Source organism: Arthrobacter sp. NPDC080086 (genome assembly GCF_040702285.1).
The window spans coordinates 17,523-31,042 of the sequence record NZ_JBFBKP010000021.1 but is presented as its reverse complement, the minus strand read 5'-3'; the positions used below and the strand labels follow the sequence as shown (position 1 = coordinate 31,042).

The window sequence follows — 13,520 nt, the reverse complement described above, 5'->3', positions numbered from 1 at the left end:
CGAAGAATCGGTGTTTTCGCCGATGTTGCCGCCGCCGCTCGGCGTTTTGCGCAAGAAGAAGGGGATTTGCGCGCACATGACCGATATATGACGTTTTTGAACGTTCACGTGCGTTGCAGCGCGTCCCGCAGCTCCTCAGCGTGCACCCGCCCCATCTTTCTGAAGGTGATCTCGCCACGTGCATTAAGGATCACTGTGAATGGCAGGCCGCCCACTTCGTTGCCAAACTGGCGCCCCAGTTCGGTGCCACCAAAACCCGCCACCGCAATCGGATAAGCCACCGGTACCTTGTTCAGGAACGTCTGAATATTGGCGGCCGTATCGATGCCAATGCCAACAAACTTCACCTTGGCCTTTTGCTCCTGGGCCAACGCCGACAGTTCCGGCATCTCTTCCACGCAAGGACCGCACCATGGCGCCCAAAAATTAATCACCACGGCTTGGCCCCGAAAGGCCGCCAGATCCAGTGGCGTACCGTTGGCATCGGGGAGCTTGCTGCCGTAAAACGCGGCGACGGCGTTGTCGGCAGGCGTTTTCGGCTCCGTGGCGCGATGCCCAGCGTAGACGCCCAGCGCCGCGGCAATCAGGCCGGCGATCAGCAGGGCAATCAGGGTGGTGCGGCGGGACATGGTGTGCGGTCTCTCTATATATACAGAGGCGAAGCGTGCGGGATTGTACTCCTGTCGGCTGGCTAACCCGCCGAAAGGAGGGCGCGCACCGCTGTGGCGTCCCCGCGTTGGGTTTTGCCGCTGGCATCGGCACGTCGGGCGCCCCGCACATCGTTCATGTCATATAGGGCGATGTGGACGCCGACCGGTGTGCCGGTTTCCGCGCGCAACTCACGGGCCAATTCCCGCGATTCGGGGCCCCCAGGCCATTGGCCGCGCCATAAAAAGCTGAGGGTTTCCACCTCTTCGTGACCCGTGCGGCCCGCAAAATGGGCGCTTTCGGTGGTGTCGAAATCCACGCCGGCATTGAGCAGGAAGATCGCCACATCCTTCGGGCTGTCGCAGAACACTTGCAGGTGGATGTCGGAGTGCTCGCTGGCGGTCCCATTGAAAACTGCGCCGGCCAGGTACGGGTGATACGTCTCCAGCCCGTCCATCAGCAGCAGGGCGATGCGGCGCAGCAACGCCAGCACGCGCGGCTGGGATTCAGCCTGGAACAGCGCCTGGTATTCGCGGACTTCCGTTTCAACCTGCTCGTTATCTGGCAGCCACTCGCCGGCGGTGCGCGATTCGGTGCCAAGGACCTGGCGCGCCGCCTTGCGCTTGGCGGTGGCGTAGTCGGCACCATCCTCCGCAATCATGCGGGCGGCGACGGCGGCAATTTCTTCCCGCACACGGGCGGGATCGAGGGTGGGGCGTCTGGACATGGCTCTATTTTACTGAAGCGCGTAAGCCGGCCTGAAGCGGCAGGTACAATGCCGCGCAACGAAGTTGAGACGGCTCCCATGCATATCCACATCCTTGGAATCTGCGGCACCTTCATGGGCGGCATTGCCCTGATCGCCCGCCAAGCTGGTCACCGCGTGACCGGCTGCGACGCCAACGTCTACCCTCCGATGAGCACCCAGCTCGAAGCCCAGGGCATCGAGCTGATTGAGGGCTTTGACCCCGAACAGCTGTCCATCGGTGCGGATCTGTACGTGATCGGCAACGTGATCTCGCGCGGCAACCCCCTGATGGAAGCCATTCTGGATCGCAATCTGCCCTATGTTTCGGGCCCGCAATGGCTTGGCGATAACGTCCTGCGTCAGAAATGGGTGCTTGCCGTAGCAGGTACGCACGGCAAGACGACCACCACGTCGATGCTTGCCTGGATTCTGCAGGACGCAGGCTACAACCCCGGCTTCTTGGTCGGCGGCGTGCCGCGCAACTTCGGACTGTCGGCGCGGCTGACGGACTCCGATTTCTTCGTGATCGAGGCCGACGAATACGACACGGCGTTCTTCGACAAGCGCAGCAAGTTTGTCCACTATCGCCCCCGTACCGCCATTCTGAACAACCTGGAATTCGATCACGCCGACATCTTTCCCGATCTTGCCGCGATTGAAACGCAATTCCATCATCTCGTGCGTACGGTGCCCGGCCAGGGCCGCCTGCTCATCAATGGCCGCGAAGACAGTCTGAAGCGCGTACTTGAGCGCGGATGCTGGTCCGAAGTTGAGTCATTCGGTACAGAAGACGGCGCCGGCTGGAAAATCGCTAATCTGGGCGAGGACGACAGCTTCGATATTGTCTTCAACGGCCAAACGCAGGGACGGGTGCGATGGGCGCTCCAGGGCGACCATAATCGTATGAACGCGCTGGCTGCCATCGCCGCCGCCCGCCACGTGGGTGTGCCGCCCGCACAGGCCATTGAAAGCCTGGCCCGTTTCGAAAATGTGAAACGCCGCATGGAAGTGCGCGGCACGGTCAATGGGGTCACCGTCTACGACGACTTTGCCCACCACCCGACGGCCATTCGCACGACTATCGAAGGCCTCCGCCGCCGGGTTGGTCCTGGTCGCATCCTGGCGGTGCTGGAACCGCGCTCCAATACGATGAAGTTGGGCGTGATGAAACAAGCGCTTCCCGACAGCTTGTCGGGCGCCGATCAGGTGTTCGCTTACGGCGCTGCCAACGGGCGTGACGCCATCGGGTGGGATCTGGCCGGTGCGCTCGCACCGTTGGGCGAACGCGCCACGGCGTTTTCGGATCTGGCGGCCTTGGTCGACGCGGTGACCACTGCTGCTCGCCCGGGCGACCACGTTCTAGTGATGAGCAATGGCGGGTTCGGCGGCGTGCATCAGAAGTTGCTCGACGCGCTAGATACGGCAAACTGACTCCGATATGTCGGCTTCCATCGTCTATCTGCACGGATTTCGCTCATCGCCGCACTCCTTCAAGGCGCAGTTGCTGGGTAAGCGTATGGCCTCAATCGGATTGGCGGACCGTTATGTGTGCCCGACGTTGCCAGTCTCGCCACGCCAGGCAATGGTGGAAGTCGAGGCCTTGCTCGCTGACCTGGGTACGCAGGACGGCGCTAAACCGATGCTGATTGGCTCATCACTGGGTGGCTTTTACGCTACCTGGTTGGCGGAGCGCCACGGCTTGCGTGCCGCGATGCTGAACCCGGCCACGCGGCCGGAGCGCGATCTCGCCAAGTACGTGGGCGAACAACCGCTTTGGCATGGCGGGGGCACCATTCGCGTCGAACCACACCATCTGTACGAACTGCGTGCGCTGGCCGTGCCTACCATCTCGCAACCCGAGCGTTACTACCTTCTTGCCGCGACCGGCGACGAGGTGCTCGACTACCGCGAAATGCTGGCGCATTTCCCCGGCGCCACGACCCGGCTGATCGACGGCAGCGACCACGGCATCAGCGATTTCGCCCAGTACATGGACGAAGTGCTCGCCTTCTGCGGCGTTCCTGCCGATTTGCTGGCCGCGCATCCGTTCGATAGCGCGGCATGACGGAATTCCCGTCGTACCCGCGCAGCCTCTGGCGCAGCGCGTTGCCCCCAGCTGTCGTCTACGGCCGGCATTGGGCGCGCTGGGCGGTGGGCGCCGATTCCCTGACCGCGCGCCTGCGTGCCGCGTCGTCGACTTTTCGCGTGCAACTGCTCGGTCAGCAGCGTGCGATGCCGCTGCGCGATGAGTGGCGTTGCCTTGGCATGGTGGGCCCGGCGCAAACGCTGGTCCGCGAAGTTTTGCTGATTTGCGACGACATTCCTGTGGTGTATGCGCACACCATCGTGCACCCGCGTAGCGTGGCGCTGGACTGGCCATTTCTGAAGGCGCTGGGGACGCAGCCGCTCGGGCACTCGCTCTTTGCCGATCCGCGCGTCGAGCGGGGAAAGTTCGAGTTTGCGCTGTTGGATGGGCGCCACCCGCTCGTCCGCCGTGGACAAGCGGCGCTGGGCGATGCGCCGATGACGGGCACAGCGCGGCTGCCTGCGCGCCGCTCGGTGTTCCGGCGTGGGGCGAGCGCGATGCTCGTGACGGAGGTTTTCCTGCCGACGCTGGCGGATTTCCAACCGCCCCGGTAAGCGTATTTCGCGGGCCGGGCGGCCGGCCGGTGCGGTATCATCGCCCCCAACTTTTTGTCGCCGCGCGCTGGGCCTTCGGTGCCCGAACAGGCGGCTTATTCACTTCATTCAAAGCGGCGCGCTGTCGTTTGGGCGCCGCCATCCAGACAAATCCATGCAGTTGCTGTTTGAAGAAGGCGGCGAGATCCGCGCGGGCACCGTGTTGTCCCAGCAGGGCGAGGCCTATCAGGTTGAGTTGCCGAGCGCCAAGCGCACCAAGGTCAAGTCGCGCGATGTGCTGCTGCAGTTCACCCAGCCCTCGGCCGGTGAACTGTCGAAGGCCGCGCAGTCGCTGTCGGCGGATATCGATCTGGATTTCCTGTGGGAATGCGCGCCGGCCGATGAATTCGGCTTTACCGACCTGGCGGGCGAATACTTTGGCGCCGGTGCCGACGCGACCCAACAAGCCGCGCTCGCGATGGCGCTGCACGGTTCGCCCGTTTACTTCCGCCGCAAAGGACGCGGCCGCTACCAGCGCGCGCCGGAAGATCAACTGAAGGCTGCGCTCGCCGGGCTGGAGCGCAAAAAGCAGCAGGCCGCCCTGCAAGCCGAATACGAAGCGGAGCTGAAGGCGATGCGCTTGCCCGAGGCGTTCCGCGGCAAGACCCTGCAGCTGCTGTTCAAACCTGACAAGAACAGCCTCGAGTACAAGGCACTCGACGCGGCCTGCACGGCGCTCGGCCTGTCGCCGATGCGGCTGATGGTGGCGGTGGGTGGCGTCGCCAATGCGCGCGCGCTGCACGAGGCGCGCTTCCTCTCGGAGTGCTTCCCGAAAGGTACCGGCTTCCCCGATGTGACCGTGCCCCAACCCGCGCTGGAGTTGCCGGCGGCGGATGTGCGCGCCTTCTCCATCGACGACGTGACCACCACGGAAATCGACGACGCCATCTCCGTCACGCCCATCGACGATGCCACAGTGCGCATCGGTATCCATATTGCGGCACCCGGCTTTGGCATTCAGCGTGGCGATGCGTTGGACGCCATTGCGCGCCAGCGCCTGTCGACGGTGTATTTCCCCGGCGACAAGATCACGATGCTGCCGGAGTCGGTGGTTGATCGGTACACGCTGCAGGAAGGGCGCGCTTGCCCGGCGCTGTCGCTGTATGCGACGGTCGATCGCGCTACGTGGACGGTCACGGCCAGCGAAACGCGCTGCGAATCCGTGACGGTGGCGGCCAACTTGCGCCACAACTTGCTCGACGATGTGATCACTGCCGAGGCACTGGCCGACGGCTCGGGCGAGTACCCGTTCAAGGCCGAACTGATGGTGCTGTGGCCGTTTGCGTGCGCTCTGTACGACGCCCGCCAGCAGGCGCGTATTGCCAGCGGCCTCAAGCCCGAGGGCGCGCAGAAGGGCGACTACTCCTTCTACATTGACCCGATTGCCGAGGCCGACGGTGGTGGCGAGCGTGTGCGGATTGAACAGCGCAAGCGGGGTTCGCCGCTGGACAAGATCGTCGCCGAGATGATGATCCTGGCCAATAGCACGTGGGGTCGCATGCTGGCCGACGCCGGCGTGCCGGGCATCTACCGCACGCAGAAGGCGTGGGGCATGCACCGCACGCGCATGCAGACGTATCCGGCGCCGCACGAAGGGCTGGGCGTGGCGCAATACGCGTGGAGCACGTCGCCGCTGCGCCGCTATGTCGACTTGGTCAACCAATGGCAGATCGCTGCCGTGGCACAGCATGGCGTGACCGCCAAACTGGTCGCTCCGTTCAAGCCGAAAGACGCCGACCTGCTGGCTGCTGTGGCCGACTTTGAAGCCACCTACGCCGCCTACGCCGAGCACCAGTCGACCATGGAGCGCTACTGGTGCTTGCGCTGGCTCAAGCAGGAAAACCGTACGCGCATGCAGGCCGTGGTGCTCAAGGAAGGCGCTGTGCGCTTCGACGATATTCCGCTGGTGACGAAGGTGCCGGAATTGGCGCAGACGGCGCGTGGTACGCACGTCGTGCTCGATATTCTGGACACGGACGAGATCGGTCTGGAAGTGTCGTGCCGAGTGGTGGAAATTCTCGCGCCCGCAGCCGATGCCCAGGCAGAAGCCGAGGCCATCGAAGAGGAACTGGCTGAAGCGGAAGCCGACGCGTCCGACGCGCCGGCTGAGCCACAACCGGCAGCCGATGAAGAAGAGGCCCGTGCGGAGGCCGCTGGCGGTGCCGATCCTGCTGTGGCGCCGCCGCCGCAGGGCGACGAGAGCGGTGGAACGCCCGCCGCCGCCTAACTACAATCGCAGTCTGACCGTTATCTCGCGCACGCCTTTCTCTCCTCGCCCAGGAACCGACCCTCATGGCCGCCCTCGCAAACCGTCCGGATTGGTCCGGCAGCAGCACGCTCACCAAGGCGCTGGTGGTGTCGCTGGCCGTGCATGTGCTGCTGCTGTTCGTGCGCGTGGTGGCGCCCGAGGCATTCGACATCAAGCGCGATGATCCCGGGCTGGACGTGGTGCTGGTCAACGCCAAGTCCTCCACCGCGCCGTCCAAGGCGACGGCCGTGGCACAGGTCAACCTGAACGGCGGCGGCGAGTACGACCAGCAGCGCGCCACCACACCGCTGCCGGCTGATACGAACGAGCAGACCGGCGATTCCATCAAGCTCACGCAGCGCCGTCTTGAGTATCTCGAACAGGAGCAGCGCCGCCTGCTCACGCAATCGAAAGACCGCGCGCCGCTGGTCAATGATCGTCAGGTCAAGCCGGGCGAGCGCCCGCAACCGTCGCCCACCAACGGCACGGACGACCGCACCACGCAGGATGAAATCGCCCGTCTGCAGGCCGAGATCGACCGCAACCTCGAGAATTACGCCAAGCGTCCGCGCCGCAACGTGCTGACCGCCGCCAGCGCCCGCCAGGTGGACTACGCTCGCTATTACGACGCCGTGCGCCGCAAGATCGAAACGCGCGGCACCGCCAACTTCCCCAGCCAGAACGGCCACCCGCTGTACGGCGAGTTGATCCTCGTCATCAGCATCAACCGCGAGGGCCAGCTTGGCTACAACCAGGACGGCTACAAGATCGAAGGCATTGAAGTGGCCAAGAGTTCCGGCAATCCGGCGCTGGATCGCCAGGCCGTGGCGATCGTGCGGTCTTCCTCGCCGTTCGGCGCCTTCCCGGCAGAGATGCGCAAGCGCGTCGACATTCAGGATGTCGTCGCAACGTTCAAGTTCACCCGCGCAGGCCTGGAAACCCACCTGCAGACCCGCTGAGGTCGTCGTTTATGTCGTCGTTTCAAGAGGCCATCCTCGCCGCCGCGAGCGCGCCCCCCACAGATCGTTATGGCGTGATTGGCAACCCGATCTCGCATAGCAAGTCGCCCACCATCCATGCCGCGTTTGCCCAGCAGACCGAGCAGCTCATCCGCTACGACCGCATCTACGCCGAGCTGATCGCATTTGAAGAAACCGTGCTGACCTTCGTGCGCGAAGGTGGCCGTGGGCTCAATGTGACGGTGCCGTTCAAACTCGATGCGTACGCGATGTCGACGTCGCTGTCGCTGCGAGCCGAATCGGCCGGTGCGGTCAACACGCTCAAGTTCGACGGTGACGAAATCTTTGGCGACAACACCGATGGCGTCGGCCTGATGCGCGACATCACGCACAACATCGGCAATTCGCTGCAAGGCGAGCGCGTGCTCCTGCTGGGTGCCGGCGGTGCAGCCCGCGGCGTGTTGCTGCCGCTGCTGGAACACAAGCCGGCACGCGTGTTCGTTGCCAACCGCACGGCCGATCGCGCGAACAAGCTGGTCGATCGCTTCGAGGTCTCCGCCAAGCTGCACGAGGTTGAACTGGTGGGCGGTGGCTACGACGAGCTTGCCGTGGATGACGTGTTTGACGTCATCATCAACGCCACGGCCGGCAGTTTGCAGGCGGTGGTGCCGCCGATTCCTTCCACGGCGTTCGGCCCAAACGCCTTGGCCTACGACATGATGTACGGCTCGCGGCCGACGGTGTTCATGGAGTTCGCCAAGCGCAATGGCGCACGTGCCTGGGATGGCCTCGGCATGCTGGTGGAGCAGGCGGCGGAATCGTTCTTCGTCTGGCGCGGCGTGCGTCCGAATACGGCGCCCGTGCTGCTCGCCATGCGTGAAGGGCTGCAGGGCGAAGCCGCTGTCGCCGCGCGCGCCCAGCGCTGAACGAGAGCAACCTCCCGCGATGATGCGTTGGCTCGGCTATGTGATCGGCTGCTTTGTGGCAGGCGTGGTCGCGCTCAATCTGTACTTCTTCGCGGCGATCGCCAGCTGGCAGGTGTTCGATCCGTCATCCACGGCATTCATGCGCGCCGAGCGCATGCGCCTGTGCGGCGCCAACGTCTTCACCTGCAAGATCGATCATCGCTGGGTCGGGTACGACCAGATCTCGCGCAACCTCAAACGCGCCGTCATCGCCAGTGAAGATGCAGACTTCGTCTCGCACAGCGGCTGGGAAGTCGACGCCATGCTCGACGCGTGGGAGAAGAATAAGAAGCGCGGCCACGTGGTCGCCGGCGGTTCCACCATCACGCAGCAGTTGGCCAAGAATCTGTTCCTCTCGGGTGAGCGTCATTACCTGCGCAAGGGCGAAGAGCTTGTCATCACGTGGATGCTTGAGTTCTGGCTCGACAAGGAGCGCATTCTCGAGATCTACCTGAATTCGGTGGAGTGGGGCGAGGGCGTGTTCGGTGCAGAAGCCGCCGCGCAGCATTACTTCAAACGCCCGGCTTCGCAATTGACGGTGGGGCAGGCGGCGCGTCTGGCGGCGGCGCTGCCCGCGCCCAAGTGCTTCGACAAGAAGAGCTACTGCGCCAACGTGCACGTGAACTTCACGCGCAAGGCCACCGTCATCGCCAACCGCATGGGCTCCGCCACGCTGCCGGACTGATCCGGCCCCCGCGGCTGCGAGCGCTTACTTGAGCCAGCCCTTGCGCCGGAAATACACCAGCGGAATCGCCGCCGACACGATCATCATCACGATCGCATACGGGTAGCCCTGGGCCCAGTCCAACTCCGGCATCACCTTGAAGTTCATGCCGTAGATCGAGGCGATCAGCGTGGGCGGCATCAGCGCCACCGACACCACCGAGAACAGCTTGATGATCTTGTTCTGGTTGATGTTGATGAAGCCGACCGTGGCATCCATCAAGAAGTTGACCTTGTCCGACAGGAACGCCGTGTGGTTCTCGATCGAGTCGATGTCGCGCAGCACCTGGCGGGCTTCGTCTTGCTGATCGGTCGAGAGCAACTGGCTGCGCAGCAGGAATGAGATCGCGCGGCGCGTGTCCATCACATTGCGGCGGATGCGGCCATTCAAGTCTTCCACCCGCGCGATGATTTCCAGCACGTCTGCGGCGGCGGCATCCGTCACTTCATCGGCCAGCACGCGTTTGCTGGCGTCTTCCAGCCGTTCGTACACTTCTTCGATGGAGTCCGCCGAGTATTCCGCGTCGGTGGCGTACAGGTCCATCAGCACGTCTTTGGCGTTGCGCACCGAGCCCGGGCGCAGCCGAGCACGCATGCGCACCAGGCGGAAGGCGGGGAGGTCTTCGTCGTGGATGGAGAAGAGCACATCCTTGGTCAGCACGAAAGCCACGCGCACGTTGCGTGAGGTGGTTTCTTCGTCGAGCAGAAAGTCGGTACGGATGTGGATATGGCCGTCTTCGCCTTCAAAATAGCGGGCGGAGGCTTCCAAGTCCCCCAGTTGTTCCAGTTCCGGGAGCACGACGCCGTAGGCTTCCTTGATCCACGCCAGCTCCTCGTCGTCGGGGTCGATCACGTCGATCCAGATCGGCTTGTGTTGCAGGAGTTCGCTGCGTTCTTCGACCTGTTCTTGCGCGAGACGGCCTTTTTGCACGACGAACAGGTTGATCATGCGCGGGTTCCTTGAAGCGGGGGCAGTGGATGGGCAGAACGAAAATCGCGGCGAGTGTAGCGTAAAGAAGCGGCAGATTCAGCCAGAAACCGTGACTTCATGCGCACGCGTGGGCTCGATGCCACGCCAGGAAGATGCCGCCACCGGGCGTGCCGGCGGGTAAAATGCAAGCAAGTCATGCGGCAGTCCGGCCGCGTCCTCACATTCCCAACACCATGCGATTCACCGAACAACTGGCTGCCGCCTGGCAGCGCAATAACTCCCTGCTGTGTGTCGGGCTCGATCCCGACCCGGCGCGCCTGCCGGCGTCGTTGACCGGCACGGGCGGGGCGATCTTCTCGTTCTGCCGCGCCATTGTCGATGCGACCGCCGACCTGGTCTGCGCCTTCAAGCCACAGATCGCCTACTTCGCCTCGCAGCGCGCCGAAGACCAGCTCGAGCAACTCATCAGCTACATCCACGAGGCGTATCCGGGCATCCCGGTGATCCTCGATGCCAAGCGTGGCGACATCGGCTCCACCGCCGAGCACTACGCAAAAGAGGCCTTCGAGCGCTATGGGGCCGACGCCATTACCGTCAGCCCGTACATGGGTTTCGACTCGATGCAGCCGTACCTCGCGCATGCCGACAAGGGTGTGATCGTGCTGTGCCGCACGTCCAACGCCGGCGGCAGCGATGTGCAGTTCCTCGAAACGGGTGGCCGCCCGGTCTACCAGGTCGTGGCCGAGCGCGCGCGCGACGTGTGGAACACCAGCGGCCAGATGGGCCTGGTGGTGGGCGCGACCTTCCCGGAAGAGATTGCCAAGGTGCGCGAGATTGTCGGCGACATGCCGCTGCTGATTCCGGGCGTTGGCGCTCAGGGTGGCGACATCGAAGCGACCGTGCGCGCTGGCCGCACCGCCGATGGCACCGGCATGATGATCAACTCGTCGCGCGCCATCCTGTACGCCAGCAGCGACAGCGATTTCGACGATGCTGCCCGCAAGGTCGCCCAAGCCACCCGCGACCAGATCAATCAGTTCCGCAACTGATCGACGCTGTCGGTCCGGTTGCGGCGAGAGCGAGGACGCCATGACCACGCACCCGCATCACCCTGCCGCCGGGACCCACCGCGAGGAAACCGGCAAGGACCCGGACCGCAAGCTCGAGAAAGAGCGCGACGATACTCACGAGCATGAAAGGACGCGTCGCGATCATGACCGCGACCGTCGTCACGAGCACGACCACGAACATCAGCCGGAACACGATCACGAATCGCCCCACCGGCCTGATCACCCGCGCGAGGGTGGGCGCGGTTTCGACGCCTAGGCCTCCGCCGTATCCAGAAAATCGAGCAAGCCACGCAGCGCATGCTCGGCGGCTTGGAGGCGAACCTGCTTGCGATCGCCCTTGAAGTGGCGCGTTTCCACGCGGGTTTGCAGGCGGTTGCTCCAGCCAAAGCACACCATGCCGACGGGCTTGTCGGGCGTGCCGCCCGTGGGGCCCGCCACGCCGGTAATCGCCACCGCCACCTGTGCGCGGCTGTTGAGTACAGCGCCTTCGGCCATCGCATGCGCCACCGGCTCACTCACCGCGCCGTGTTCGCGGATCAGCGCTGCCGGCACGCCCAGCATCTGCGATTTGGCCTCATTCGAATACGTGATGAAGCCGCGTTCGAACCACGCAGAGGATCCCGATACGTCCGTGATGGCGGCAGATACCAGCCCGCCGGTGCACGATTCGGCGGTTGCCGCCATCAGGCTACGCTTGTGTAGCGTGTCGCCAACCAGTTCGGCCAATTGAGCCAGGGCGCGGGTTTCAGCCATTGCAGTACCTTCCGGACTTCAGACTTCGGACTTCAGAACGAGCGCCACAGCGCAAACACGAGCAGCGTGTAGAACGCCGCAAGGATGTCATCAACCATCACGCCATAGCCGCCGCGCAGGCCAAAGCCCTTGAGCTTGCGGTCGTAATAGCGGATGGGTGCGGGTTTGACCATGTCGAAAAAGCGGAACCACAGGAAGGCCGCAAACTGGCCCCCCAGCGTGGTCGGTGTGACAAGCGCCAGCACTAGCCAGAACGCGATGATCTCGTCCCACACCATGGCGCCGTGGTCCGCGACACCGAGATCGCGCGATGTGCGAGCGCATGCCCAAATGCCGATGACAAAGCCGATGGCGGAGATCAGCAGCCAGCCCGGTCCGGAAATCCACCGCGCCAGTACCACGTAGATGAGCCATGCGTACAGCGTGCCCATCGTGCCCGGCATGATGGGCGACAGCCCGGACCCAAACCCCAGCGCCAGAATGCGCGCCGGATGGCCGAACATGAAGCGCGCCGTGGGGCGGCGCACTTGCGCCGTCTGGCCGGCTTCGAGCACGACGGTTTCAGGCTGGCCCGGCGCGTTAGAGGGCGAGGGTGGCGGTGGGAACGGTGCGGAAGACATCATGATGCAGACGAAAAATGATCGAAGCTGCCGTGCGTAAACGTAACGGGCGCGCCTTGCCTATCCACCAGGCGCAAGCCAGGTTCGGCGTCGATATGGCCGATGCGGGTGACGGCAACGCCCGCTTGTTGGCCCGCGACGAGCACAGCGTCGCGCGCCTCGGCGGGAGCGGTGAAGCACAGTTCGTAGTCGTCGCCACCTGCCAGCGTGCATTGCAACTGGCGGGCTGCGGGGTGCGCGGCCAGCGTTGGCGAACGCGGCACGCGGTCCACGTCGACGGTCGCCCCCACATGCGACTGGGTGAGGATGTGTCCAAGGTCGCCCAATAGGCCATCGGAGATGTCGAGCGCCGCCCGTGCAATGCCGCGCAATGCCAAGCCGAGTGCGATGCGTGGCGTCGGCCTATCCATGCGCGGTTGCACGTGGGCGAGCATCTCAGGCGTCAGCGGCCACTCGTTGCGCAGGGCGCCAAGCGCAAGGCGCGCATCGCCGACGGTGCCGGAGACCCACAAGTCGTCACCTGGCTTGGCGGCGTCGCGGCGCAGCGCCACCGTGGCGGGTACGTCGCCGAACACGGTCAGGCTGAGCGTGAGCGGCCCGCGTGTGGTGTCACCGCCGATGAGTTCGCAGTGAAAGGCGTCTGCCAGGACGAGCAGGCCTTCGGAAAACGGTTTGAGCCAAGCCGGGTTGGCCTCGGGCAGCGCCAGCGCCAGCGTAAAGGCCCGCGGCTCCGCACCCATGGCGGCCAAGTCTGACAGGTTGACGGCCAGCGCCTTGTGACCAAGTGCGCGAGGCTCCGCATCGGGGAAGAAATGGCGGCCTGCGACCAGCATGTCGGTGGAGATCGCCAATTCGTGACCGGGGCGCGGTCCAAGCAGGGCGCAGTCGTCACCCACTCCCAGGGTGGCATGACGGGCCGGGCGCGTGAAATAACGCCGGATCAGCCCAAATTCGGACAATTCGACAGGGTGATCAGCGGAGTTGGCAGGCACGGCGGGTTTGGACACGGCAGCGACGATGGAAAAGAAGGGGTGACCCCGATGGTGCCGTGACAGGACGGTGGAATATTGTAGCGAATGCGCATGGCAGTCCCACCCAAATTCCCGTTGTGAGATCAGTTTTCACTATATAAAATGACGGGCCCAAGGAGGCGGACCGTAGTACCGTGACCCTCAC

15 protein-coding genes are annotated in these 13,520 nt (G+C 64.3%); 8 read left to right on the top strand and 7 right to left on the bottom strand.

The window, feature by feature from the left end; translation table 11 throughout:
* Positions 1–104: 104 nt before the first annotated feature.
* Both AB0305_RS09690 and AB0305_RS09685 read right to left on the bottom strand, forming a co-directional pair.
* On the bottom strand, positions 105–629 hold the full coding sequence (locus tag AB0305_RS09690) for a TlpA disulfide reductase family protein (protein WP_366172639.1): 525 nt from the start codon (positions 627–629) through the stop codon (positions 105–107).
* 62 nt (positions 630–691) lie between these two features.
* Positions 692–1,375 (bottom strand): hypothetical protein, encoded by a 684-nt coding sequence (locus AB0305_RS09685; protein ID WP_366172637.1) that lies wholly within the window; start codon positions 1,373–1,375, stop codon positions 692–694.
* A gap of 78 nt (positions 1,376–1,453) precedes the next feature.
* On the opposite strand from AB0305_RS09685, the gene mpl reads away from it, so the two are divergent.
* The 7 genes from mpl (at position 1,454) to mtgA (ending at position 8,932) form a co-directional block, all read left to right on the top strand.
* Entirely contained in the window at positions 1,454–2,827 is a 1,374-nt protein-coding gene (gene mpl / locus AB0305_RS09680; RefSeq protein ID WP_366172635.1) for a UDP-N-acetylmuramate:L-alanyl-gamma-D-glutamyl-meso-diaminopimelate ligase, read from the top strand.
* 7 nt (positions 2,828–2,834) lie between these two features.
* A complete protein-coding gene (locus AB0305_RS09675) occupies positions 2,835–3,461 on the top strand; it encodes a YqiA/YcfP family alpha/beta fold hydrolase (protein WP_366172633.1) in 627 nt (208 codons plus the stop codon).
* Positions 3,458–4,036 carry a chorismate lyase gene (locus tag AB0305_RS09670; protein WP_366172631.1) on the top strand — a complete coding sequence of 193 codons (579 nt, stop codon included), beginning with the start codon at positions 3,458–3,460 and terminating at the stop codon, positions 4,034–4,036. The genes AB0305_RS09675 and AB0305_RS09670 overlap by 4 nt, the downstream gene beginning before the upstream one ends.
* A 154-nt stretch (positions 4,037–4,190) precedes the next feature.
* The gene (locus AB0305_RS09665; protein ID WP_366172629.1) at positions 4,191–6,302 is read left to right on the top strand and encodes an RNB domain-containing ribonuclease; all 2,112 of its coding nucleotides are present in this window, start codon (positions 4,191–4,193) and stop codon (positions 6,300–6,302) included.
* Positions 6,303–6,367: 65 nt separating this feature from the next.
* Complete coding sequence (locus AB0305_RS09660) at positions 6,368–7,282, top strand: energy transducer TonB (protein WP_366172627.1); 915 nt, start codon at positions 6,368–6,370, stop codon at positions 7,280–7,282.
* 11 nt (positions 7,283–7,293) lie between these two features.
* Positions 7,294–8,208: a shikimate dehydrogenase gene (gene aroE / locus AB0305_RS09655; protein ID WP_366172625.1), complete on the top strand. Its 915-nt coding sequence runs from the start codon at positions 7,294–7,296 to the stop codon at positions 8,206–8,208.
* A gap of 19 nt (positions 8,209–8,227) precedes the next feature.
* Positions 8,228–8,932, top strand: coding sequence for a monofunctional biosynthetic peptidoglycan transglycosylase (gene mtgA, locus AB0305_RS09650; protein ID WP_366172623.1), 705 nt, complete (start codon positions 8,228–8,230; stop codon positions 8,930–8,932).
* A gap of 24 nt (positions 8,933–8,956) precedes the next feature.
* Here mtgA and corA read toward each other — a convergent pair whose 3' ends face one another.
* Positions 8,957–9,919: a magnesium/cobalt transporter CorA gene (gene corA, locus AB0305_RS09645; protein ID WP_366172621.1), complete on the bottom strand. Its 963-nt coding sequence runs from the start codon at positions 9,917–9,919 to the stop codon at positions 8,957–8,959.
* A 215-nt stretch (positions 9,920–10,134) separates the two neighbouring features.
* Here corA and pyrF point away from each other — a divergent pair, with 215 nt between their 5' ends.
* The gene (gene pyrF / locus AB0305_RS09640; RefSeq protein WP_366172619.1) at positions 10,135–10,950 is read left to right on the top strand and encodes an orotidine-5'-phosphate decarboxylase; all 816 of its coding nucleotides are present in this window, start codon (positions 10,135–10,137) and stop codon (positions 10,948–10,950) included.
* On the opposite strand, the gene AB0305_RS09635 is transcribed toward pyrF, so the two are convergent.
* From AB0305_RS09635 to thiL, 4 genes are read right to left on the bottom strand one after another with little or no spacing between them, the layout of a single operon-like run.
* Positions 10,931–11,170, bottom strand: a complete 240-nt coding sequence (locus tag AB0305_RS09635) for a hypothetical protein (protein WP_366172617.1) — start codon at positions 11,168–11,170, stop codon at positions 10,931–10,933. The two genes, pyrF and AB0305_RS09635, sit on opposite strands and share 20 nt — an antisense overlap.
* A gap of 53 nt (positions 11,171–11,223) precedes the next feature.
* On the bottom strand, positions 11,224–11,724 hold the full coding sequence (locus AB0305_RS09630) for a CinA family protein (RefSeq protein ID WP_366172615.1): 501 nt from the start codon (positions 11,722–11,724) through the stop codon (positions 11,224–11,226).
* A gap of 32 nt (positions 11,725–11,756) precedes the next feature.
* Entirely contained in the window at positions 11,757–12,347 is a 591-nt protein-coding gene (locus AB0305_RS09625; protein WP_366172613.1) for a phosphatidylglycerophosphatase A, read from the bottom strand.
* The gene (thiL, locus tag AB0305_RS09620; protein ID WP_366172611.1) at positions 12,344–13,336 is read right to left on the bottom strand and encodes a thiamine-phosphate kinase; all 993 of its coding nucleotides are present in this window, start codon (positions 13,334–13,336) and stop codon (positions 12,344–12,346) included. Before thiL ends, AB0305_RS09625 begins: the two co-directional genes overlap by 4 nt.
* Between the last annotated feature and the right edge of the window lie 184 nt (positions 13,337–13,520).

What these genes read in the sequence shown, in the direction of transcription:
- AB0305_RS09690 (WP_366172639.1), bottom strand. Translation starts at nt 629, where the DNA reads ATGTCCCGCCGCACCACCCTGATTGCCCTGCTGATCGCCGGCCTGATT.
- AB0305_RS09685 (WP_366172637.1), bottom strand. Translation starts at nt 1,375, where the DNA reads ATGTCCAGACGCCCCACCCTCGATCCCGCCCGTGTGCGGGAAGAAATT.
- mpl (WP_366172635.1), top strand. Translation starts at nt 1,454, where the DNA reads ATGCATATCCACATCCTTGGAATCTGCGGCACCTTCATGGGCGGCATT.
- AB0305_RS09675 (WP_366172633.1), top strand. Translation starts at nt 2,835, where the DNA reads ATGTCGGCTTCCATCGTCTATCTGCACGGATTTCGCTCATCGCCGCAC.
- AB0305_RS09670 (WP_366172631.1), top strand. Translation starts at nt 3,458, where the DNA reads ATGACGGAATTCCCGTCGTACCCGCGCAGCCTCTGGCGCAGCGCGTTG.
- AB0305_RS09665 (WP_366172629.1), top strand. Translation starts at nt 4,191, where the DNA reads ATGCAGTTGCTGTTTGAAGAAGGCGGCGAGATCCGCGCGGGCACCGTG.
- AB0305_RS09660 (WP_366172627.1), top strand. Translation starts at nt 6,368, where the DNA reads ATGGCCGCCCTCGCAAACCGTCCGGATTGGTCCGGCAGCAGCACGCTC.
- aroE (WP_366172625.1), top strand. Translation starts at nt 7,294, where the DNA reads ATGTCGTCGTTTCAAGAGGCCATCCTCGCCGCCGCGAGCGCGCCCCCC.
- mtgA (WP_366172623.1), top strand. Translation starts at nt 8,228, where the DNA reads ATGATGCGTTGGCTCGGCTATGTGATCGGCTGCTTTGTGGCAGGCGTG.
- corA (WP_366172621.1), bottom strand. Translation starts at nt 9,919, where the DNA reads ATGATCAACCTGTTCGTCGTGCAAAAAGGCCGTCTCGCGCAAGAACAG.
- pyrF (WP_366172619.1), top strand. Translation starts at nt 10,135, where the DNA reads ATGCGATTCACCGAACAACTGGCTGCCGCCTGGCAGCGCAATAACTCC.
- AB0305_RS09630 (WP_366172615.1), bottom strand. Translation starts at nt 11,724, where the DNA reads ATGGCTGAAACCCGCGCCCTGGCTCAATTGGCCGAACTGGTTGGCGAC.
- AB0305_RS09625 (WP_366172613.1), bottom strand. Translation starts at nt 12,347, where the DNA reads ATGATGTCTTCCGCACCGTTCCCACCGCCACCCTCGCCCTCTAACGCG.